This is a genomic window from Georgenia thermotolerans, assembly GCF_009193185.1.
Taxonomy (GTDB): domain Bacteria; phylum Actinomycetota; class Actinomycetes; order Actinomycetales; family Actinomycetaceae; genus Georgenia; species Georgenia thermotolerans.
Window position 1 is genome coordinate 17,384 of the sequence record NZ_VUKF01000008.1, and the last position, 20,797, is coordinate 38,180.

Here is a 20,797-nt window from a genome sequence, read left to right on the forward strand (position 1 = left end):
GTCGTCGCCGGCACCTCCGCCGCCGGGATCGTGCGGTCACGGCTGGCCGCCCAGCTCGCCGAGCTAGGCGCCCAACGCGCCGACGTCGCCGCCAAGGTCGGACCAGATCGACCGCTTCACTGGACCTTCGCGATTCAGCGCCGCGCAGACGAGTTCGGCCGTCCGTGCACCGTCTCAAGCATTGACACCAACGCCGTTCGGCCAGAGCCCGAATGTCGTGGCTTCGGCGGAGGGGCCATGGCGTCGACTTCTGGGACCCCTGAATGTGGAAGTCGGCTCCGCCCGCCGCCCCACCTAAGGTTGTCTGGCATGGCGACCAAAACGATCACTGAGCTGGTCTCAGACATCTCCGGCAAGCCCATCGAGCAGGGCAAGGGCCGCTCCGTGGACTTCTCCTATGAGGGAGTCCTGTACCGTGTCGATCTGACCAACGAGGAGCTGGCCGACTTCGAGAACAGCCTCAGGCCGTACCTCGAGGCAGGTCGCAGGATCGAAGGCCAACGCCGACGCACCTCCGCCTCGAGCACGAAGAAGCGCGCCTTTGACCCGGCCGCGGTGCGCGCCTGGGCGGCTGGCCAGGGCATCGAGGTCAGCCCGCGCGGCCGGATCACGGCAGAAGTCGTCGAGAAGTACCGGGCCGCCGGCAACTGAGCGCGCGGAAGCTGCGTTGACCAGTTGGGCACTGAGGGCGGCCCCTGACGATCCCATTCGGGCTCTTGCCCCTACGCGCCAGCGTCTGGCCGATGATCACCGACCGGCGTGCAACTAGAGCTCGACCGGCTCGAGTAGTTGCGGGCGATTGTTCCGCACGTTACCCACCGCCTTCCCACACGGCCGCCGGACATGACGCGGCCGGGGCATCGCGGCGACCATCTCAGGCAGGTCGGCCAGATTGAGTGATGTGCGGACTGAACCAGTCGTCGGGCATGTCCCCGCCAGGACGGTGGGCTGCATCGTGCACGTGTCCCAAGGGCGTCGGACGCCATGGTCGTGAGGACGGTGGCGGTCCACCGCCCTCTCCGAGTGATCGTCCGGCAGCTCGGGGGCCCCCTCCACCAGCGGACTTCATGCGGTAACTCACGTGCTACCGGCGCTCTAGATCCGTGAATTTCAAGGCAGTCATCCGCAGATCGACTCGCCGAAACCTCGGTGTACGTGCGCTAGAGCGACGATCCGTGATCCGGCCCGCGAGGGGCTGGCGAGCAGTTCGAACCTCACCTCCGCCAACGCTAGCCGGCGCGTCCCCGGCGCCCGGGCGGCAGTAGTCCGCGGGCGCGAGCTTTCGCGACCCAGCCTTGGGCGGTGCTGAGTGCGACGCCGCTGAGCTCGGCCATGGTCGCCGAGGGGTTGGTGTCGCCGTTCGCTGTGAGGCGGCCGTGCTGGAGTGCGACGAGTTCGTAGAAGTCGGGGGTTTGTTTGGGGTCGCCGAGTGGTTTGAGCAGGTCCCGTTCAGCGATCTTGCGACCGCTTGGGAGCTCGATCTTGCCGCCGGTGAGGGTGTGAGTCCGCTTCATGGCGAACAGCCGCTGGTTGATCGCTGCTTCGATGCGCGCGGTCGGTAGCTCTCGCAGCAGCTGGCTGGTGATCGGGTCTCCGGGCCGCCAGGGCAGGTAGACGACGCCGGTGATGCGGACCTCCTCGGGGACGTTGAGCAGCTGGCGCTGGAGCCTGATGTAGACCCGCGTCGCCGTGGCGGTGTGTTCGATGTAGCGCCAGCGGCCGTCGACGGTCTCGTTCTGCTCGGAGCCCATGCGTGCCTGGCGCTGCTCGTCATCGACGGTTTGGTCGTCGTAGCCGAGCAGTGCGTCGATCTCGGCGCTGGCGTCGTCGGGTCGCTCGCCGGGGAAGCGGTTCGGGAGGTGCCAGCCGGCTGGCAGGTCGTCCTGGACGAGCAGGCCGTCGTAGGTCTGATCGCCGGGCACGCGCGGAACTGTCGGCATGCCAGCAGCGTATATGGGACAAGCCCGCAACTCATGTACTTGCCGCTACGTGAGCCCTTGTGATCTAATGTCGCGTACCTGCCAGAACGTGAAGTACAGGCGATGAGCGATGCGCACCGGGGAAGGTGACGGCTCCATGGCGGACAACAACGGAACGCCCCGGCCGGGCGGCGCACCGGGCGTAAGTGCTCGTACACGCGGCCCGGTGTCACACTGGAGAGCACCGGACGGTCAGATCGAGGTGGTTCGGAACATCCCGAACGACTACCGCCCGCCGCACGATGCGCTGGTCATCTTCGCCGGCATCCTTCTGCGAGTCGCCGGGGAACAGCGGGTCGGGCGGGCGTGAAAGGCAGCGTGAGCCATGGACCTCGCCTTTCTCGGGCGCGTCTCCACCGAGGACGCGCAGGACCCCGAGGCATCCCGAATGTGGCAGCTCGCGCGCGCCCGCGACCTCGTAGGGCCGCTCGGGCACCGCATCGTGGTCGAGTTCTTCGACGTCGGGCAGTCCCGGTCGCTGCCGTGGAAGCGGCGCCCGGAGGCGAGTGCGCTGCTGGAGGAGATCAAGCGGCCTGACCGCCGGTTCGACGGCATCGTGATCGGGGAGCCGCAGCGAGCCTTCTACGGTCACCAGTTCGCGATGACCTTCCCCGTGCTCACGTACTACGGCTGTGCGCTGTTCGTGCCGGAGGTCGGCGGTCGGGTGGATCCCGATTCCGAGGCGCACGAGATCATGATGGGCCTGTTTGGCGGCATGTCGAAGGGGGAGCGGTCGCGGATCCAGAAGCGCACTCGCACCGCGATGCACGAGCTGGCGGCCCGCACCGACCGTCGGCTTGGCGGGCGGCCGCCGTACGGCTACATGCTCGCCGACGCCGGGCCGCACCCCAACCCCTCGCGGGCTGCCACTGGTCAACGGCGCCACAAGCTCGTCCCGGATCCCGTCACCGCGCCGGTCGTCGTGAAGATCTTCGAGTGGGGCGCCGCTGGCGATGGCCTGCGCGCGATCGCACAACGGCTCACGGACCAGGGAGCGCCCTCGCCGTCGGCGCACGACCGGCGGCGCAACCCGCACCGTGATCCGCGTGGCTGGTCCCATGCGACCGTCCGCACGATCCTGACCAATCCCGTCTACACGGGGTACAGGTACTGGGGGAAGCAGGAGAAGTTCGAGCAGCTCCTCGATGTCGAGGACGTCGCGGCCGGGAACGTCACCCGCATGCGCTGGCGCGACCGGTCCGAGTGGATCCGGCCCGCCGGGCCGACCCACGAAGCGATCATCGACCCCGTCCTGTGGGAGACCGTCGCCGGTCGCTTCCAGGCCGCGGCCCGCCAGGGCGCGAGTCCCGGAAGCGGCCGCTACGTCCCCCGGCGACCGCGCAACGCCCAGCGCATCTACCCGCTGGCAGGCCGCGTCGTTTGCGCGTACTGCGACCATCGGCTGTCAGGAAACTTCAACAGGTCGACGGCGAAGGACCGGACCGACGGCCGCGTGCTGTACCGCTGCGAGTTCGACAAACGATTCGCGGTGCCAGCCGACCTCGCGGACCACCCGCCGGTCACGCTGCGGCAGGATGCGATCTTCGCGGCACTGGACGCGGACCTCGCCGAGGTGTTCTCGGACCCGCGCGCGCTGGCAGCGGCCCTCCTCGCCGAGGACCGCACGTCCGCCGAGCAGCGATCGCTGCACGAGCGCCGTCGTCGCCTGCAGGAGGAGATCGAGAACCTCGTTGGTTTCATCGCCAAGGGAACAGCCTCCGACGCCATCGCCGCCGCCCTGGCCGCCAAGGAGGCCGAGCTCGCGCAGACCAAGCAGCGCCTCACCGAGATCGCCAGACCCCGCAAGAAGGTCGACCCTGGCGAGATCGTCGCCGCGCTCGAGCTGATCGGCGGCGCCGTCGGGGCCCTGGCCCAGGCCACGGACGCGGAGCGCCGCGACCTCTACAACGCTCTCGACCTGCGCATCCGCTACGACGCAACGAAAAAGCGGGCTCACTACACAGTGAGCCCGCTCCTATCCGCCACGCGTGTGGATAGTCGTGTCCGGAGGGGGACTTGAACCCCCACGCCCGATAAAGGGCACTAGCACCTCAAGCTAGCGCGTCTGCCTATTCCGCCACCCGGACAGGTGGTGCTGCCGGCCGGTCTGACGTGGCCTTTCGGCCCCGTCACCCTCCCGGGCAACGTCGTAAAAGATAGCACGGTCCCAGGGGCGCCTTCGAACCCGTCAGGCCCGGAACGGCCCCGAAGTGACCGACCCCACAGCCGTAGCCGCCCTCCGGTCCGCGGGCCCGGGACGGGCCCGCGCGCCGTCCCGTCCCGGGCCGGCCCGCCTGCCCGCGACGGGTGCCCGAGACGCCGTCGGCGAGCCCGGCCGGCACGTTGTGAGGGGCTCCCACGCTGCGCGCCGCGCCCCGCACGCCGGGGAGCCGACGCCCGGACCGGGCCGTCCGCCCCGGTACCGTCGGGGTCATGGAACCCTTCGCGCTGCGCTCGTCCGACGGCACGCTCCTGCTGTCCGTCCCGACCGCCGAGGACGTCGACCGCATCGCCGCGGTCTGCGCCGAGGCCGACATCCAGCGGTGGACGACCGTGCCCAGCCCGTACACCCGGGCCGACGCCGAGGGCTTCGTCACCACGGTGGTCCCCGACGGCTGGCGGGCCGGCTCGCCGACCTGGGCGGTGCGCACCGTGGCGGACGGCGTCGCCCGGCTCGTGGGCATGGTGGGCCTGCACGCGGTGGCCCACGGCAAGGGGGAGCTCGGGTACTGGCTCGCCGCCGACGCCCGCGGCCGCGGGATCATGACCCGCGCGGTCGGCGTCGTCCTCGACGCGGCCTTCGACCGGCTCGGGCTGCACACCGTGGCCTGGCGCGCCGACGTCGACAACTGGCCCTCCTGGAAGGTCGCCTGGCGCAACGGCGTGCGCAAGGAGGGCACCGTGCGCGCCCTCAACCCGCGCCGGGGCGCGTGGACGGACGGCTGGATCGGCACCATCCAGCGCGACGACCCGCGCGAACCCGTCGATGCCTGGGACGGGCCCGCCGGGGAGCGCGCCGTCGCGACGGCGCAGCCCACGCCCGGCACGGCCGGCGCGGCGACGGCGCAGGCCGTACCCGCGGCGAACCCGCGCGACCCCGAGGCGCTCGTGCGCCAGTTCCACGACACCTACCACCTGCCGGTGGTCACCGACCCGCCGAGCGTGGACCGCGACCGCGTCCACATGCGCATGGCGCTGGTGGCCGAGGAGCTCGCCGAGCTCGTCGAGGCGGTCTACGGCGAGGCGGCCGGCGCCGAGATGTCGGCGGCCTTCACCCGGGCGGTCGCGGCCGACGACGGCACCCGCGACACCGTCGAGGCCGCCGACGCCCTGGGCGACCTGACCTACGTCGTCTACGGCATGGCGCTGGAGTGCGGCATCCCGCTCGACGAGGTGCTCGCCGAGATCCAGGCGTCCAACCTCTCCAAGCTCGGCGCGGACGGCCGGCCGATCTACCGCGAGGACGGCAAGGTGCTCAAGGGCCCGGGGTTCTTCCCCCCGGACATCGCCGGCGTGCTCGCCCGGCGCGGGTACCAGCCCGGAGCCCGTCGCTGAGCAGGTGACGGTTCGGCGGGGCGCGCGCCTCGGCGTGGGGGGCCGCGCGCGAGGCGCGGCCCCATTCGAGACCGAGGCAGTGTCGAAAGGGAGCGGCTCGGCGCCCGAGGGGCACAATGAGCGCCATGCCTGAGACCTCCGCGCACGTCGGGGACGCCCTGCTCGACGCCGCCAACCCCTTCGCCGCGCCGTCCCCGCTGCCCTACGGCCTGCCGGACTTCCGCGCGGTGCGCATCGAGCACCTGCGCCCGGCCATCGCCGCCGGCATGGCGGGCCAGCGCGCCGAGTGGGAGGCGGTGGCCACCGACGCCGCCGTGCCGGACGTGGCCAACACCCTCGAGCGCATCGAACGGTCCGGGCGGCTGCTGCGCCGGGCGATGACGGTCTTCCACACCCTGGTCAGCGCCGTGGGCGGGGAGGAGATCCACGCCCTGGAGTCCGAGGTCGCCCCGCTGCTCGCCGCGCACGGGGACGCCTTCTGGCTCGACCGGCGCATCTACGACCGGCTGGAGTCCCTCGCGAACGCCGGTCCGCTGCTCGACCTCGACGCCGAGACGTCCTGGCTGCTGCACACCTACCGCAAGAACTTCGTCCGCGCCGGCATCCGCCTCGACGACGACGAGCAGCAGCGGCTGCGCGCGCTCAACGCCCGCATCGTGACCCTGGAGACGGAGTTCTCCCAGCGGGTGGTCAAGGCGATGGAGGCGGGCGCCGTCCGCGTCGACGACCCGGCCGAGCTGGCCGGGCTCGACGAGGGCACCATCGCCGCCCTCGCCCGCGCCGCCGCCGACCGGGCCGGCTCCACCCTGACCATGCCCGGCGGCGGGTACCTCATCCCGCTCATGCTGCCCACCCAGCAGCCCCTGCTCGCCCGCGCCGCCCACCCGGGGCTGCGCGCCCGCCTGCTGGAGGCCTCCCGCACCCGCGGCACCGGGGTCGACCCCGCCTCGGACACGCGGGCAGCCCTGCTCGAGATCGCCCGGCTGCGCGCCGAGCGGGCCGCGCTGCTCGGCTACCCCCATCACGCCGCCTACGTCGTCGAGGACAACACCGCGGGCAGCGCCACGGCGGTCAACGAGATGCTCGCCCGCCTCGCCCCGCCCGCCGTGCGCAACGCCCGCCGCGAGGCCGCCGAGCTGCAGGCCGTGCGCGCGGCCGACCCCACCGCCCCGGCCGGCGAGCTGGCGGCGTCGGACTGGGTCTACGAGGCCGAGCGGCTGCGCAAGGAGCGCTTCTCCGTCGACGACGACGTGCTGCGCCCCTACCTCGAGCTCGGCCGGGTGGTCGAGCAGGGCGTGTTCTACGCGGCGCACCGGCTCTACGGGCTCACGTTCCACCCCCGGCCGGACCTGCCCGGCTACGCCGACGGGGTGCACGTGTGGGAGGTGCGCGAGGAGGACGGCCGCGGGCTGGGCCTGTTCGTCGGCGACTACTACGCCCGGCCGGGCAAGCGGGGCGGGGCCTGGATGCACAGCCTCGTCGACCAGTCCCACCTGCTCACCGAGCGCCCGGTGGTGGTCAACAACCTCAACGTCACCCCGCCGCCGCCCGGGCAGCCCACGCTGCTGACATGGGACGAGGTGCGCACCTGCTTCCACGAGTTCGGCCACGCCCTGCACGCCCTGTTCTCCGACGTGCGCTACCCCTCGCTGTCCGGCACCGCCGTCCCGCGCGACTTCGTGGAGTACCCCTCCCAGGTCAACGAGATGTGGATGACGCACCCCGAGGTGGTCGCCCGCTTCGCCCGCCACCACGCGACCGACGAGCCGCTGCCGGGCGAGCTGCTCGAGAAGCTGCTGTCGCTGGGCAGCTACGGCGAGGGGTTCGCGACCACCGAGTACCTCGGCGCGGCCCTGCTCGACCAGGCCTGGCACCAGGTCGCCCCGGGCCAGGTGCCCGCCGAGCCGGGCGAGGTCGAGGCCTTCGAGCGCGAGGCCCTGGAGCGGGCCGGCGTCCACCTCGACCTCGTCCCGCCGCGGTACCGCTCGACCTACTTCAACCACACCTTCGGCGGCGGCTACGACGCCGGCTACTACTCCTACATCTGGTCCGAGGTGCTCGACGCCGACACGGTGGAGTGGTTCAAGGAGCAGGCCCGCGACGACGACGGCGGCCTCAACCGCGCCGCCGGGCAGCGCTTCCGCGAGGCGTTGCTCTCCCGGGGGTACTCCGAGGACCCGCTCGACTCCTTCCGGGAGCTGCGCGGCCGCGACGCGCGCATCGACCCGCTGCTGGTGCGCCGGGGGCTGACCGATTGACGGAGCCGAGCCACCTCACCGCGCCCGCCGGGCGGAGCCGGTGCCCGTGACCTAGTGTTCAGCGGGTCGAACGACCGGTCTCCGGGCATCCGCGAGTGGGGAGCCGCGCGTGTCGAGCCTGTCCCTGCCCGTCCTGCTGCTGATCTTCGCCGCGGCCGCCGCGGCGGTGTGGGTCGCCGGCATCCAGCTGCCGAACCAGACCGACGTGCTGGCCACCCGCCTGCACCTGGGCGCGGCGCTGGGCGGGCTGATCCTGCTGGCCGTCGCCACCAACCTGCCCGAGATCGCCATCGTCACCAGCGCCGCCCTGTCCGGCAACGTCGGGGTGGCGGTGGGCAACATCCTCGGCGGCATCGCCATCCAGACCGTCGTGCTGGTGGCGCTGGACGCCTTCGGCGTACGCGGGAGGCAGCCGTTGACCTACCGCGCCGCGTCGCTGGTCCTGGTGCTCGAGGCGCTGCTCGTGGTGGCCGTCCTCGCGGTGGTCGTCGCCGGCTCCCAGCTCCCGTCGGGCCTGATCGCCTTCCGCCTCGCTCCCGCGCCGGTCCTCATCCTGATCCTGTGGGTGACGGGCCTGGTGCTGCTGCGGCGGGCCGGAACGGGCCTGCCCTGGCACGAGTCCGGGCAGGCGCCCGGCGGACAGGAGCGCCCCCGCGGGCACTCTCAGCAGCAGACCGAGCAGGAGGCCCGGGAGAAGGGCACCAGCACCGCCAGGTCGGCGACGATCTTCGCCGTCGCGGCCCTGGTGACCCTCGGCGCCGGCGTCGTCCTGGAACGCAGCGGCGACGCGATCGCGAGCGACATCGGCCTGTCCGGGGTGCTCTTCGGTGCCACCGTCCTGGCCGCCGCCACCTCCCTGCCGGAGCTGTCGACGGGGCTGACGTCCGTGCGCCACGAGGACCAGCTCGCCGTCAGCGACATCTTCGGCGGCAACGCGTTCCTGCCGGTGCTCTTCCTGCTGGCCACCGTCCTGTCGGGCCAGGTGGTGCTCCCGCAGGCGCAGGCCCCCGACATCTATCTCACCGCCCTGGCGATCCTCCTGACCCTGGTCTACGCCACCGGGCTGATCTTCCGGCCCACGCGGCAGGTGGCGCGCATGGGCGTCGACTCGCTGGTGGTGCTGGTCCTCTACGCCGTGGGCGTGGCCGGGCTGTTCGTCGTCGCCGGCTGACGTCGCCCACGGCCGCGTGACGGAGCTGCGCCGTCGCCCGCCCCGTCGCCCACGGCCGCGCCGTCGGCCGGCGTGCGGGCCCGGGCTGCGCCGTCGGCCCGCGTGCCGACCTCAACGGGCCGTCCCATGATGGAGACGGGTCGGCGACGGCGTGCCGACCCCCCGGTGCCCGTCCGGGCGCCGCGCCCACGGCGCACCACGTGCCCAGGGGGTTCCCATGGCCCAGCCCGCCGACGCACCCGCCCGCCTCTCCCGCTCGCACCGCACCGGCCTGCTCGGGGCCATGTTCCTCATGGCCACCAGCGCCATCGGGCCCGGGTTCATCACCCAGACCACCAACTTCACCGTCCAGCTCGGGGCGGCGTTCGCGTTCGCCATCCTCGCCTCGGTGGTGGTGGACATCTGCGTCCAGCTCAACGTCTGGCGGGTCATCGGGATCACCGGCCTGCGCGCGAACGAGCTCGGCAACCGGGTGCTGCCCGGGGTGGGGGTGGTCCTCGCCGTCCTCGTCTTCGCCGGCGGGCTGGTCTTCAACATCGGCAACACCGCCGGTGGCGGCCTCGGCATCAACGCCATGACGGGGCTGAACACCACCGCCGGCGGGGTGATCACGGCCGCGATCGCGATCGCGGTGTTCCTCAGCCGCCGCGCCGGCATCGCCATGGACCGGATCGTCGTGGTCCTCGGGGCGCTGATGATCCTGCTGACGCTCTATGTCGCCATCGAGTCCGGGCCCCCGGTCGGGCAGGCGCTGAAGAACATGGTCGCCCCGGACCAGGTGAACTTCTTCGTCATCACCACCCTCATCGGCGGCACCGTGGGCGGGTACATCACCTACGCGGGCGCCCACCGGATGATCGACACCGGCGTCCACGGCCCGGACAGCGTCAGGTACATCAGCCGCGGCTCGATCGCGGGCGTGATCGTCACCGGCGTCATGCGCTTCCTGCTCTTCCTGGCGATCTTCGGCGTCGTGGCCGGCGGGGCCAAGCTGGTGGGGGAGAACCTCGCGGCGCAGGCGTTCGGCGTCGCGGCCGGCGAGCTCGGCATGCGCCTGTTCGGGGTGATCCTGTGGGCCGCCTCGATCACCTCGGTCATCGGCGCGGCGTACACCTCCATCACCTTCGTCACGAAGCCCACCGCCAGCCACCGCACCCGCAGCCTGCTCACGTGCCTGTTCATCGCCGTCAGCGCCATCGTGTTCGTCCTCGTGGGGCAGGCCCCCTCGGCGCTGCTCATCTTCGCCGGCGCCTTCAACGGGCTGATCCTGCCCATCGGCTTCGCCGTCATCCTGTGGGTGGCGTGGCGACGCCGGGACCTGCTGCACGGGTACCGCTACCCGCGCTGGCTGCTGGTCCTCGGGGTGCTCGCCTGGCTGCTCACCCTGTACTTCGGCTACAACTCCTTCGCCGGCATCTCGGCCCTGTGGACGTGATCGCGATGACCTCCTCGACCCTCGCCCCCGGCCTGGCCGACGCCGCCCGCCTCACCCCGGCCGAGGCCCGGTCCCGCTTCCGCGCCGGCCTCGTGACCCCCACCGCCGGGTGGTCGCGCGGCTACGCCCAGGCCAACCTCATCGCCGTGCCACGGGAGTACGCCTTCGACATGCTGCTCTTCGCCCAGCGCAACCCCAAGCCCTGCCCGGTGCTCGGGGTCCTCGACGCCGGCGAGGTCGCCGGGCCGCTGCTCGCCGGCGGCGACGTCCGCACCGACCTGCCCCTGTACACCGTCTACGCCGACGGCGAGAAGGTCACCGACACCCCGGACGTGCGCGAGCACTGGCGCGACGACCTGGTGGCCTTCCTCGTCGGGTGCAGCTTCACGTTCGAGACCGCGCTGCAGGACGCCGGCATCCGCATCGCCCACATCGCGCAGGGCACCAACGTGCCGATGTACCGCACCACCCGCCGCTGCGCGAGCGCCGGGGCGCTGTCCGGACCGCTGGTGGTCTCCATGCGTCCCATCCCCGCCGGCCAGGTGGCCGACGCCGTGCGCATCACCTCCCGCTACCCGGCCGTGCACGGCGCCCCGGTGCACGTGGGCGACCCGGGGGCGCTGGGCATCCGCGACCTCGACGCGCCCGACTTCGGCGACCCGGTGGCGATCGGCCCGGGAGAGCTGCCGGTGTTCTGGGCGTGCGGGGTCACCCCGCAGGCCGCGGTCATGGAGTCCCGGCCGCCGCTGGCGATCGGGCACGCGCCGGGCCACATGCTCGTCACCGACGTCAAGGACGCGGCCTACCAGGTGCCGTGATCGCCGTCGACATCCGGGTGCCGGTGGGCCGGCCGGTGCCCGAGGTGGTGGACTTCGTCGCCGGGTGCGAGCGGGCGGGGTTCCACGGCGTGGGGATCCACGACCACCACCACTCCGGCCGCGACGTCTACGTCACCCTGGCGCTCGCGGCCGCGGCCACCGCCCGCCTCGTGCTGTACCCGGCGACGACCAACCCCGTCACCCGCCACCCGCTGGTGCTCGCCGCCACCGCGAACGCGCTGACCGAGGTCGCCCCCGGGCGGGTGCTGCTCACGCTCGCCCCCGGCTTCCTGTCCGTGGAGCGGGCGGGGGAGCCGCGTGCGCGCCGGGCCTACCTCGGGGAGGTCGTCACCGCCGTGCGGCGCCTGCTCGCCGGCCAGGTGGCCGCCTTCGAGGGCCACGAGCTGCGCATGAACAACACCACCACGCCGCCCGCCCGGGTGCTCGTCCTCGCCTCCGGGCCCCGCATGCTCGAGCTCGCCGGTGAGGTCGCCGACGGCGTGCTCATGCTCGCCGGGCTCGACCCCCAGGCTGTCGCGGTCGCCCGCTCGCACGTGGCCGCCGGCGCCCGCCGGGCGGGCCGCGACCCGGCGGCGCTGGAGGAGATCCTCATCGTCCCCACCGCCGTCGCCCCCTTCGAGGAGGCCCAGGCGTGGCCGCGGCGCTGGTTCCGGCCCGGCCGGCCCTTCCTCGCCTACCCCAGCCCCGCCAACCTCCACTGGCTGCGCGTCGCGGGCCTGGACGTCCCCGAGGACCACCGGCCCGAGGACCTCACGCCCGCGCTCGCGGCCCGCGTGTGCGACGCGCTGGGCCTGTTCGGCCCGGCCGAGCACTGCGCCGAGCGGCTGCTGCGGGCGCGGGCGGAGACCGGGGCGGAGCACGTCTTCCTCTTCCCGGCCCACACCGAGGCCACCGGGTACGACCTGCCCGTTGCGGAGGTGGCGGCGTTCCGGGACGTCATCGGGCCGCGTCTGGCGGCCGCGGGGTGAGGAGCGGGGCGGCGCCGTGCGGCCACCGGGCGTCGGGCCGCCCGCGCTCAGCCCTCGATGACCGCGAGGGCGGCCCCGGTGTCCACGTGCTCCCCGGCCGCCACCCGCGGCTCGACGACGCCGTCGCGGTGCGCCACCAACCGGGTCTCCGTCTTCATCGCCTCGAGCAGGACGACGGCGTCGCCCCGGGCGACCTGCTCACCGGGCTCGACGAGCCACCGCACGACCGTGCCGCCCATCGGCGCCGTCAGGACGGCCGCGTCCGCCGGGGCAGCCGCCGCGCCGTCGTGGGAGCCGGCCCCGTCGGCGCCGCCGGAGGCCAGGCCCGCGAGCAGGTCCGCGGGCAGCCCGAGGACCACCCGGCGGCCGTCGACGTCGAGGACCACACGCCGCCGCCCGGCGGGGGAGCTGTCGTGGAAGTCCGGATCTGCCGCGACCCGCTCGCGGAACTCCTGCTCGATCCACGTCGTGTAGACGCCGAGGTGGTCCGGGGCGGTGAAGTCCGGGTCGCGCAGGACGGCCCGGTGGAAGGGCAGTACCGTCGCCACACCGGCGATCTCCATCTCTGCCGCGGCCCGGCGCGCCCGGCGCAGCGCCTCCTGCCGGTCCCGGCCGTGCACGACGACCTTGGCGAGCAGGGAGTCGAAGTGCGGGGAGACCACCGAGCCCTGCCGCACCCCGGTGTCCAGGCGGACCCCGGGCCCGCTCGGCGCGACGAACGCGGTGATCGTGCCGGTCGAGGGCAGGAACCCGCGGCCCACGTCCTCGGCGTTGATGCGCAGCTCGATGGCGTGCCCCGACGGCTCGGGGTCCGCCCGCACGGGCACCTCCTGCCCGTCGGCGACGGCGAGCTGGGCGCGGACCAGGTCGATGCCGGTGGTGGCCTCGGTGACCGGGTGCTCGACCTGCAGGCGGGTGTTGACCTCGAGGAACGTCAGGTCGCCGCCGGCACCGAGGAGGAACTCGACCGTCCCGGCGCCGACGTACCCGACCTCGGCGCAGATGGCGCGCGCGCTGTCGTGGACCCGGCGGCGCTGCTCCGCGGTGAGGAAAGGGGCAGGTGCCTCCTCGACGAGCTTCTGGTGGCGGCGCTGCAGCGAGCAGTCGCGGGTGCCCATGACCACGACGTTTCCGTGGGTGTCGGCAAGGACCTGGGCCTCGACGTGCCGGGGCCGGTCGAGGAACCGCTCGACGTAGCACTCGTCACGGCCGAAAGCTGCCCGGGACTCTCGCTGGGCGGAGGCGAAGGCGTCCTCGACGTCGTCGAGGTGGTGGACCACCCGCATGCCGCGCCCACCGCCGCCGAAGGCGGCCTTGATGACGACAGGGACGCCGTGCGTCTCGGCGAACCGGCGCGCCTCGATTGCGGAGGGGACGGGCCCGTCGCTGCCCGCCACGAGCGGGGCGCCGACCCGCCGGGCGAGCTCACGGGCCTCCACCTTGTCGCCGAGCACGCGGATCGCCTCGGGCGGCGGGCCGATCCAGGTCAGCCCGGCGTCCAGCACGGCCTGGGCGAACCCGGCGTTCTCGGAGAGGAACCCGTAGCCGGGGTGGACGGCGTCGGCGCCGCTGCGGCGAGCCACCTCCAGCAGGCGGGCGATGTCGAGATAGGTCTCGGTCGCCGAGGAGCCGGGCAGGTTGTAGGCCTCGTCGGCCAGCAGCGCGTGCGGGGCGGCGGCGTCGGGGTCGGCGTAGACGGCCACCGAGGCGAGCCCGGCGTCGGCGCAGGCGTGCACGACGCGGAGGGCGATCTCGCCGCGGTTGGCGATGAGGACCTTGCGCACGGCTCTCCTTCTCGAGGGTTCAGGACGACGGGGCGAGGACGAACCGCAGGGAGTCGCCGGGCCGCACCTGGGCGAGCCGGTCGAGGTCGGCGGTGCGGACGACGGCGATGACGGGGTAGCCGCCGGAGGTGGGGTGGTCGGCGAGGAACACCACCGGCAGGCCCGAGGCCGGCACCTGCACGGCGCCGGCGACGGTGCCCTCGCTGGGCAGCTCCTCGGTGCGGGTGCGCGCCAGCGGCTCGCCGTCCAGGCGCAGCCCGACCCGGTTGGACCGGTCGGTCACCGCCCAGTCCTGCCGGCACAGCGACGCCAGCGCGTCGGCGGCGAACCAGCCTTCGCGGGGGCCGGGGACGACGGCGACCGTGACCGGCCCGTCGGCCCACGCCGGGGCGGGGTCCGGCGCCGCGACGACGGCGCCCGGTCGCGGCGGCCGGACCGGCAGGACGGCACCGGCCTCGAGCGGGGCGGGGCCCAGCCCGGACATCGTGTCGGTCGCGCGGCTGCCCAGGACCGGCGCGAGGTCCAGCCCGCCGCGCACCGCGACGTAGGAGCGCAGCCCGGCGCGGGGTGGGCCGAGGGCGAGGACCTCCCCGTCGCGCAGCGCGAACGGGGCGTCGGTGGGCGGGCGGCGCACGCCGCCGTCACCCTCGACGGTCAGCGCCGCGGGGGCCCCGGTCACGGCGAGCACCTGGTCGCCGTCGGCGCGCAGCCGCAGCCCGCTCGGCACCGTCTCGACCACCGCCGCGTCGCGCGGGTTGCCGACGAGGCGGTTGGCCCGCACGGCGGCGCCGCGGTCCACCGCCCCGGACGGGCACACGCCCAGGTCGAGGTAGCCCGGGCGGCCCAGGTCCTCCACCAGGCTCTGCAGCCCCGGCGCCTCGACGACGAGGGCCCCACCCCGCCCCGGTGGCGAGACGTCAACTCCGTCACGAGACGTCATCTCCGGCGTGAGCGACGGGCGCGCCTGCCCGGTGGCGCTGCCGGACGCGGGCTCGGCGGGGTCAACCGCCTCGACCACCTCCCGCACGGCCCGGTAGCGCACCCGGGCGCCGGGCCGCACGAGCGCGGGCTGAGGGCGCGCGAGGTCCCACATCCGTGCGCCGGTGCGGCCGATGAGCTGCCAGCCGCCGGGGGACTCGCGCGGGTAGACGGCGGAGAACCCGCCGGCGAGGGCGACGGACCCGGCCGGCACGGCCGTGCGCGGGGTGTCTCGGCGGGGCACGTCCAGGTCGTGGTTCTCCCCGACGAGGTAGGCGAAGCCCGGCGCGAAGCCACCGAAGGCGGCCGTCCACACCTGCCCGGTGTGGGCGCGCACCACCCCCTCCGGGCTCAGCCCGGTCAGCTCGGCCACGACGGCGAGGTCCTCGCCGTCGTACACCGTGTCGATCTCGACCAGCGGGCCTTCCCGGGCGTCGCCGGGCTCCGCGGTCAGCGCGGCGACCTCCCGGGCCAGCGACGCGACCGCGGAGGGCGCCTCGGCCACGACCATGACCGTCCTCGCGGCGGCCAGGACGTCACGCTGGCCGGGCAGCGGGCGGCGCTGGAGGGTGGCGTGCAGGTCGATGACCTCCTGGAGGTCGTCGCACTCGGCGAGGACCGCCCGGTCCCCGACCGGCCGGACCTGGCGCCGGGGCGGGCCGGTCACAGGAAGCTCGTCACCGGCACGCCCGCCTCCTCCAGGGCGGCGCGCACGGCGGTGGCGATGGCGACGGCGCCGGGGGTGTCGCCGTGCACGCAGACGCTCTCGGCGTCGACGGTGATCGTCTGGCCGTCCACGGTCTCCACCGTCGAGTCGGTGGCCATCTGCACCACCCGGGCGGCGATCGCCTCGGGGTCGTGGATGACCGAGCCCTCCATCCGGCGGGAGACCAGCGAGCCGTCGGCGTTGTACGCCCGGTCGGCGAAGGCCTCGACGACCGCGCGCAGCCCCGCCGCCTCGGCCTCGCGCTGGATGACGCTGCCCGGCAGCACGAGGATCGGCAGGGACTCGTCCACGGTGCGGATGGCCTCGACCACCGCACGGGCCTGCTGCTCGTGCTTGGCGATGGTGTTGTACAGGGCGCCGTGGGGCTTGACGTAGCGCACGGTGGTCCCGGCGGCGGCGGCCATCGCCTGCAGGGCGCCGATCTGGTAGATGACGTCGTTGGTCAGCTCGGCGGGGGAGACGTCCATGAACCGCCGGCCGAAGCCGGCCAGGTCGCGGTAGGCCACGTGCGCCCCCACGGTGACGCCCTCCCGGGCGGCCGCCGCGCAGGTCGCGCGCGCGACGACCGGGTCGCCGGCGTGGAAGCCGCAGGCCACGTTGGCGCTCGAGACGACGCGCATGATCGACTCGTCGTCGCCCATCGTCCAGGAGCCGAAGGACTCGCCGACATCGCTGTTGAGGTCCATGCCACGATTCTCCGCCACCGGGCGGCGGTCCGTCCTGCGGGGCCACAGGGCGGCGGTCCGTCCTGCGAGCGGCCCGGTCGGTAGCCTGGCGGCATGAGTGCCGAGCCCGCCCCCACCGCCTCGTCCGCCACGACCCGTGCCGAGGGCCCCGGGACCCCGCGCCCGGAGGACGAGGTCGTCGGCATCTGCCAGGACCTCATCCGCATCGACACCTCCAACTACGGCGACGGGTCCGGGCCGGGGGAGCGGGCGGCGGCCGAGCACGTCATGGGGCTGCTCACCGAGGTGGGCTGGGACCCCGAGCTGGTCGAGTCGGCGCCGGGCCGGGCCAGCGTGCTGCTGCGCATCCCCGGCACGGACCCGGACCGCGGCGCCCTGGTGGTGCACGGGCACACCGACGTCGTCCCCGCCGAGGCGGCCGACTGGTCGGTCGACCCCTTCGCCGGGGAGATCCGCGACGGCATGGTGTGGGGCCGCGGCGCCGTGGACATGAAGGACATGGACGCGATGATCCTCGCGCTCGTGCGCGACATGGGGCGCACGGGGTGGCGTCCGGCGCGCGACCTGGTCGTGGCGTTCCTCGCCGACGAGGAGGCCGGCGGCCACTTCGGCGCCCACTGGCTGGTCGACCACCGCCCGGAGGTGTTCGACGGCGCCACCGAGGCGATCAGCGAGGTCGGCGGGTACTCGGTGGAGGTCGACGGGCGGCGGGTGTACCTGCTGCAGACGGCGGAGAAGGGCCTGGCGTGGCTGCGGCTGCTGGCCGAGGGCACGGCGGGGCACGGCTCGCAGGTCAACGAGGACAACGCGGTGACCCGCCTCGCCGGCGCGATCCACCGCATCGGCGCCCACTCCTGGCCGATGCACCTGACCGGGACGGTGCGCCAGCTCCTGACCGGGGTGGCGGAGCTGACCGGCACCACCTTCGACCCCGAGGACCCCGAGGGCATCGCGCGGCTGGTCGACGCGCTCGGCCCGGCGAAGAAGTTCGTCGGCGCCACCCTGCGCACCGGCGCCAACCCCACCCAGCTCAACGCCGGGTACAAGGCGAACGTCATCCCCGGCGCCGCGACGGGCGCCGTCGACCTGCGGCCGGTGCCGGGGGAGGAGGACCAGGCCCGGGCGATGATCGCGGAGCTGGCCGGGCCGGGCGTGCGGATCGAGGCCCTGCACGAGGACGCCGGGATCGAGGCACCGTTCGAGGGGCACCTCGTCGACGCGATGGTCGCCGCCATCGACGCGTTCGACCCCGGGGCGCAGGTGCTGCCCTACATGCTCTCGGCGGGAACGGACAACAAGGCGCTGGGCCGGCTGGGCATCACCGGCTACGGCTTCGTCCCGCTGCGCCTCCCGGCGGACATGGACTTCCCGGGGATGTTCCACGGCGTCGACGAGCGGGTGCCGGTCGACGCGCTGCAGTTCGGCACGCGGGTGCTCGAGCGGCTGCTGCGTACCTGCTGACCCCGTTTGGAGCGCGAGACGTCAAGTGGTGCGCGAGGTGTCAAGTGGTGCGCGAGACGTCAAGTGGTGCGCGAGGTGTCAAGTGGTGCGCGAGAAGTCAAGTTCTGCGCGAGGTGTCGCGCGCGGATGGAGCCGGACCGGCGCGGAGACCGCCGCGGGCGTGGCCCCGTCCTGCTCGCGGACGGGGGCACGCCGGTGCTCAAGTTGACGCCTCGTGCTCAAGTTGACGTCTCACGCACAACTTGACGTCTCGCCGCACGAGGAAGGGGTCAGAGGGTGCTGGCCACCTGCATCGCCTTGCGCCGCAGCCAGACCTTCCGGGCCCCGCCCACGTAGACGCGCGTGCGCGCCAGCTCCCACCGGCCGTACTCGGCCTCGTCGGTGAGCAGCCGGCGCACGTCGCCGCGGTCCACCGACGCCGGGAGGGTGACGGTGCGGTACTCGTAGTACGTCGCGTTGCGGTCTCCCCGACGCGACGCGAACGCGTGGTTCATGCTCGGCATCCCCATATGCTCCCTCCGGTCGTCCTCGGATGGTAGTCAGCAACACGTGTGCGGGAGGGGCTGTTCGCCGTCCGCGCAGGTCAGTGACGGGCTGTGCCACCCCTGCACGGGCGCTAGGCTCACGGCATGGCTATCGACCCCCGTGCTGCGCTCGACCGACTCATCGCCGCGTTCGAGGCACACTACGACGCCGTCGCCGCGGCGCAGGACAGCGACGCCCCGGCCGTCGTGGCGGCGGCGAACACCCTGATGGACGCCTTCGACACCTACGACGACGCTCTGTTCACCGGCTTCGGGGTCGACACGCCGTTCGACATCTACTCCGACGAGGACGACGAGGAGTACGACGACGAGGACGGCGAGCTCGACGAGGACGACCTCGACGGGCTCACCGAAGAGGAGTAGCGCGGACGGCCACCCGACGCGGAGCCGCGCGGCCCGCTCGCCGGCACGGGGGCCGGCGGGGCTCCCCGGTCAGAACCGCTCGGGGTAGCCCAGGTCCGGGCTGGTCACCTCGTCCAGCACCGCCCGGATGGGGGCGGGCAGCGTGAGGTCGCTCGCCGCGAGCACCCCGCGCAGCTGCCCCGCCGTGCGGGCGCCGGCGATCGCCGAGCACACCCCGGGCGCGTCGCGCACCCACGCGAGCGCCACCTCCAGCGGGGTGCGGCTCAGCCCGGACGCCGCGGTGGTCACCGCCTCGACCACGCCGTGCGCCCGCTCGTTGAGGTAGGGCTCGACGAAGCCGCGCAGGTGCGGGGAGGCCGCCCGCGAGCTCGCCGGGATCGAGTGGCGGTACTTGCCGGTCAGCACCCCGCGCCCGAGGGGCGACCAGGCCAGCACGCCGGCGCCCAGCGCCCGGGCGGCGGGCGTCAGCTCGCGCTCGATGCCGCGCTGCAGCAGGGAGTACTCCACCTCGACGGCGGCCAGTCCCGGCGCGCCCGGGCCCAGCGGGCCGGCGGGGGACAGGAGCGTGGCGGCCTGCGCCGTCGTCCACGCCGGGAAGTTCGACAGCCCCACGTACCGGCAGCGGCCCGTGCGGACCGCGTGCTCCAGGGCGCCGACCGTCTCCTCGATCGGCGTTGCCGGGTCGGGCGACTGCACCAGCCACAGGTCCAGGTGGTCGGTGCCGAGGCGGGCCAGCGAGGCGTCGAGGGTGTCGAGCAGGCTGCCGCGCGAGGCGTCGACGACGCCGCTGCCGTCGCCGGTGCGGCGGGTGCGCACCCCGGCCTTGGACACCAGCACGACGTCCTCGCGGTCGACGGCGCTGGCCAGGAGCGCGCCGATGACCTCCTCGGCGGCGCCGTCGCCGTAGGTGGCGGCGGTGTCGACGAGGGTGCCGCCGGCGTCGAGGAAGACCTCGAGCTGCTCGGCGGCCTCGTGCTCGTCGGTGTCCCGGCCCCACGTCATGGTGCCCAGCCCGACGTCGGAGACCGTCAGCCCCGTGCGACCGACCCTGCGCTGCTGCATGGGCTCACGGTATCGGCCGGGACCGGCACCTTGGTGCGCACGCCCGGCGCCGGGGCGCCGTGACGTGACCTTCGGCACGGGCCGGAGGGGGGCCTGACCGCCAGAGTGGTGTCGTAAGGTGACCGACCGTGACATGGCTGGAAGCAGTGATCCTCGGGCTCGTGCAGGGCCTTACCGAGTTCCTCCCCATCTCCTCGAGCGCGCACCTGCGCATCGTCGGCGACCTCATGGGCGCCGATCCCGGCGCGGCGTTCACGGCCATCACCCAGATCGGCACCGAGGCGGCGGTGGTCCTGTTCTTCCGCCGGGACATCGCCCGGATCATCAAGGCGTGGTTCGGCGCGCTGCCCGTGGGCCCGTGGAAGAACACCGTGCCACGGACGAACCCCGACGCCCGGATGGGCTGGTTCGTCATCGTCGGCTCCGTGCCGATCGTGGTCCTCGGGGTGCTCTTCCAGAACGCCATCGACACCACCTTCCGCAACCTCTGGATCACCGTGGTCACCCTGTCGGTCTTCGCCGTCCTGCTCGGGATCGCCGACGCCACCTCCCGGCGCACCAAGCTGCTCGACCACATGACGTGGCGCGACGCGGTGCTCTTCGGCTTCGCGCAGGCGCTGGCGCTGATCCCGGGGGTCTCGCGCTCCGGCGGCACCATCACCGCCGGCCTGCTCATGGGCTACACCCGTGAGGCCGCGGCCCGGTACTCGTTCCTGCTGGCCATCCCGGCCGTGCTCGGGTCGGGCTTCTACAAGCTGTTCACCGACGGGCTCGAGGGCGGGGTGGACCCCGGGCCGACGCTGCTCGCCACCCTCGTGGCCTTCGTCGTCGGCTACGTCGTCATCGTCTGGTTCCTCAAGCTGGTCTCTACCCACAGCTACCTGCCGTTCGTGATCTACCGGCTCGCGCTGGCCGCGGTGGTGGTCGTCCTCCTGCTCACCGGCGCCGTCGAGGCGACGTCGGCGGCGACGTCGCTCGGCTGAGCC

At 73.7% G+C, this 20,797-nt stretch carries 18 protein-coding genes and 1 tRNA gene; 12 read left to right on the forward strand and 7 right to left on the reverse strand.

Features of this window, described 5'->3' with window-relative positions; all coding sequences use genetic code 11:
- Window positions 1-309 precede the first annotated feature (309 nt).
- Window positions 310-651, forward strand: coding sequence for a histone-like nucleoid-structuring protein Lsr2 (locus tag GD970_RS21505; protein ID WP_170297234.1), 342 nt, complete (start codon window positions 310-312; stop codon window positions 649-651).
- A gap of 578 nt (window positions 652-1,229) precedes the next feature.
- Here GD970_RS21505 and GD970_RS05275 read toward each other — a convergent pair.
- Window positions 1,230-1,940: a hypothetical protein gene (locus tag GD970_RS05275; RefSeq protein ID WP_152201679.1), complete on the reverse strand. Its 711-nt coding sequence runs from the start codon at window positions 1,938-1,940 to the stop codon at window positions 1,230-1,232.
- Window positions 1,941-2,076: 136 nt separating this feature from the next.
- On the opposite strand from GD970_RS05275, the gene GD970_RS05280 reads away from it, so the two are divergent.
- Window positions 2,077-2,289 (forward strand): hypothetical protein, encoded by a 213-nt coding sequence (locus GD970_RS05280; protein WP_152201681.1) that lies wholly within the window; start codon window positions 2,077-2,079, stop codon window positions 2,287-2,289.
- Window positions 2,290-2,304: 15 nt separating this feature from the next.
- A complete protein-coding gene (locus tag GD970_RS05285; RefSeq protein ID WP_152201684.1) occupies window positions 2,305-3,999 on the forward strand; it encodes a recombinase family protein in 1,695 nt (564 codons plus the stop codon).
- Here GD970_RS05285 and GD970_RS05290 read toward each other — a convergent pair.
- Window positions 3,981-4,066, reverse strand: a tRNA-Leu gene (locus GD970_RS05290). The two genes, GD970_RS05285 and GD970_RS05290, sit on opposite strands and share 19 nt — an antisense overlap.
- 346 nt (window positions 4,067-4,412) lie before the next feature.
- On the opposite strand from GD970_RS05290, the gene GD970_RS05295 reads away from it, so the two are divergent.
- From GD970_RS05295 to GD970_RS05320, 6 genes are all read left to right on the forward strand, one after another.
- Window positions 4,413-5,534, forward strand: a complete 1,122-nt coding sequence (locus tag GD970_RS05295; RefSeq protein ID WP_152201686.1) for a bifunctional GNAT family N-acetyltransferase/nucleoside triphosphate pyrophosphohydrolase family protein — start codon at window positions 4,413-4,415, stop codon at window positions 5,532-5,534.
- 125 nt (window positions 5,535-5,659) lie between these two features.
- Window positions 5,660-7,792, forward strand: a complete 2,133-nt coding sequence (locus GD970_RS05300; protein WP_152201688.1) for a M3 family metallopeptidase — start codon at window positions 5,660-5,662, stop codon at window positions 7,790-7,792.
- Window positions 7,793-7,901: 109 nt separating this feature from the next.
- Window positions 7,902-8,963, forward strand: a complete 1,062-nt coding sequence (locus tag GD970_RS05305; RefSeq protein ID WP_152201690.1) for a sodium:calcium antiporter — start codon at window positions 7,902-7,904, stop codon at window positions 8,961-8,963.
- 217 nt (window positions 8,964-9,180) lie between these two features.
- Window positions 9,181-10,398: an NRAMP family divalent metal transporter gene (locus GD970_RS05310; RefSeq protein WP_170297235.1), complete on the forward strand. Its 1,218-nt coding sequence runs from the start codon at window positions 9,181-9,183 to the stop codon at window positions 10,396-10,398.
- A 5-nt stretch (window positions 10,399-10,403) separates the two neighbouring features.
- Window positions 10,404-11,216, forward strand: a complete 813-nt coding sequence (locus GD970_RS05315) for a putative hydro-lyase (protein ID WP_152201692.1) — start codon at window positions 10,404-10,406, stop codon at window positions 11,214-11,216.
- The gene (locus tag GD970_RS05320; protein WP_170297236.1) at window positions 11,213-12,205 is read left to right on the forward strand and encodes an LLM class flavin-dependent oxidoreductase; all 993 of its coding nucleotides are present in this window, start codon (window positions 11,213-11,215) and stop codon (window positions 12,203-12,205) included. The genes GD970_RS05315 and GD970_RS05320 overlap by 4 nt, the downstream gene beginning before the upstream one ends.
- 47 nt (window positions 12,206-12,252) lie before the next feature.
- On the opposite strand, the gene GD970_RS05325 is transcribed toward GD970_RS05320, so the two are convergent.
- From GD970_RS05325 to GD970_RS05335, 3 genes are read right to left on the reverse strand one after another with little or no spacing between them, the layout of a single operon-like run.
- Window positions 12,253-13,989: an acetyl/propionyl/methylcrotonyl-CoA carboxylase subunit alpha gene (locus tag GD970_RS05325; RefSeq protein ID WP_152201696.1), complete on the reverse strand. Its 1,737-nt coding sequence runs from the start codon at window positions 13,987-13,989 to the stop codon at window positions 12,253-12,255.
- 19 nt (window positions 13,990-14,008) lie between these two features.
- On the reverse strand, window positions 14,009-15,634 hold the full coding sequence (locus tag GD970_RS05330) for a 5-oxoprolinase subunit B/C family protein (RefSeq protein ID WP_152201698.1): 1,626 nt from the start codon (window positions 15,632-15,634) through the stop codon (window positions 14,009-14,011).
- Window positions 15,631-16,380 (reverse strand): LamB/YcsF family protein, encoded by a 750-nt coding sequence (locus tag GD970_RS05335; RefSeq protein WP_152201700.1) that lies wholly within the window; start codon window positions 16,378-16,380, stop codon window positions 15,631-15,633. The genes GD970_RS05330 and GD970_RS05335 overlap by 4 nt, the downstream gene beginning before the upstream one ends.
- Before the next feature lie 93 nt (window positions 16,381-16,473).
- On the opposite strand from GD970_RS05335, the gene GD970_RS05340 reads away from it, so the two are divergent.
- Complete coding sequence (locus GD970_RS05340; protein ID WP_152201702.1) at window positions 16,474-17,841, forward strand: M20/M25/M40 family metallo-hydrolase; 1,368 nt, start codon at window positions 16,474-16,476, stop codon at window positions 17,839-17,841.
- A 269-nt stretch (window positions 17,842-18,110) separates the two neighbouring features.
- Here GD970_RS05340 and GD970_RS05345 read toward each other — a convergent pair whose 3' ends face one another.
- Window positions 18,111-18,335 (reverse strand): DUF5703 family protein, encoded by a 225-nt coding sequence (locus GD970_RS05345; RefSeq protein ID WP_152201704.1) that lies wholly within the window; start codon window positions 18,333-18,335, stop codon window positions 18,111-18,113.
- Between the two features lie 135 nt (window positions 18,336-18,470).
- On the opposite strand from GD970_RS05345, the gene GD970_RS05350 reads away from it, so the two are divergent.
- Complete coding sequence (locus GD970_RS05350; protein WP_152201706.1) at window positions 18,471-18,749, forward strand: DNA primase; 279 nt, start codon at window positions 18,471-18,473, stop codon at window positions 18,747-18,749.
- Between the two features lie 69 nt (window positions 18,750-18,818).
- Here GD970_RS05350 and GD970_RS05355 read toward each other — a convergent pair whose 3' ends face one another.
- Window positions 18,819-19,811: an aldo/keto reductase gene (locus GD970_RS05355; RefSeq protein WP_152201709.1), complete on the reverse strand. Its 993-nt coding sequence runs from the start codon at window positions 19,809-19,811 to the stop codon at window positions 18,819-18,821.
- Window positions 19,812-19,939: 128 nt separating this feature from the next.
- Between GD970_RS05355 and GD970_RS05360 the strand changes: the two genes are divergently transcribed.
- Window positions 19,940-20,794, forward strand: coding sequence for an undecaprenyl-diphosphate phosphatase (locus tag GD970_RS05360; protein WP_152201711.1), 855 nt, complete (start codon window positions 19,940-19,942; stop codon window positions 20,792-20,794).
- Window positions 20,795-20,797 lie beyond the last annotated feature (3 nt).

What these genes read in the sequence shown, in the direction of transcription:
- GD970_RS05355 (WP_152201709.1), bottom strand. Translation starts at nt 19,811, where the DNA reads ATGCAGCAGCGCAGGGTCGGTCGCACGGGGCTGACGGTCTCCGACGTC.
- GD970_RS05315 (WP_152201692.1), top strand. Translation starts at nt 10,404, where the DNA reads ATGACCTCCTCGACCCTCGCCCCCGGCCTGGCCGACGCCGCCCGCCTC.
- GD970_RS05345 (WP_152201704.1), bottom strand. Translation starts at nt 18,335, where the DNA reads ATGAACCACGCGTTCGCGTCGCGTCGGGGAGACCGCAACGCGACGTAC.
- GD970_RS05275 (WP_152201679.1), bottom strand. Translation starts at nt 1,940, where the DNA reads ATGCCGACAGTTCCGCGCGTGCCCGGCGATCAGACCTACGACGGCCTG.
- GD970_RS05280 (WP_152201681.1), top strand. Translation starts at nt 2,077, where the DNA reads ATGGCGGACAACAACGGAACGCCCCGGCCGGGCGGCGCACCGGGCGTA.
- GD970_RS05300 (WP_152201688.1), top strand. Translation starts at nt 5,660, where the DNA reads ATGCCTGAGACCTCCGCGCACGTCGGGGACGCCCTGCTCGACGCCGCC.
- GD970_RS05310 (WP_170297235.1), top strand. Translation starts at nt 9,181, where the DNA reads ATGGCCCAGCCCGCCGACGCACCCGCCCGCCTCTCCCGCTCGCACCGC.
- GD970_RS05295 (WP_152201686.1), top strand. Translation starts at nt 4,413, where the DNA reads ATGGAACCCTTCGCGCTGCGCTCGTCCGACGGCACGCTCCTGCTGTCC.
- GD970_RS21505 (WP_170297234.1), top strand. Translation starts at nt 310, where the DNA reads ATGGCGACCAAAACGATCACTGAGCTGGTCTCAGACATCTCCGGCAAG.
- GD970_RS05285 (WP_152201684.1), top strand. Translation starts at nt 2,305, where the DNA reads ATGGACCTCGCCTTTCTCGGGCGCGTCTCCACCGAGGACGCGCAGGAC.
- GD970_RS05340 (WP_152201702.1), top strand. Translation starts at nt 16,474, where the DNA reads ATGAGTGCCGAGCCCGCCCCCACCGCCTCGTCCGCCACGACCCGTGCC.
- GD970_RS05350 (WP_152201706.1), top strand. Translation starts at nt 18,471, where the DNA reads ATGGCTATCGACCCCCGTGCTGCGCTCGACCGACTCATCGCCGCGTTC.
- GD970_RS05335 (WP_152201700.1), bottom strand. Translation starts at nt 16,380, where the DNA reads ATGGACCTCAACAGCGATGTCGGCGAGTCCTTCGGCTCCTGGACGATG.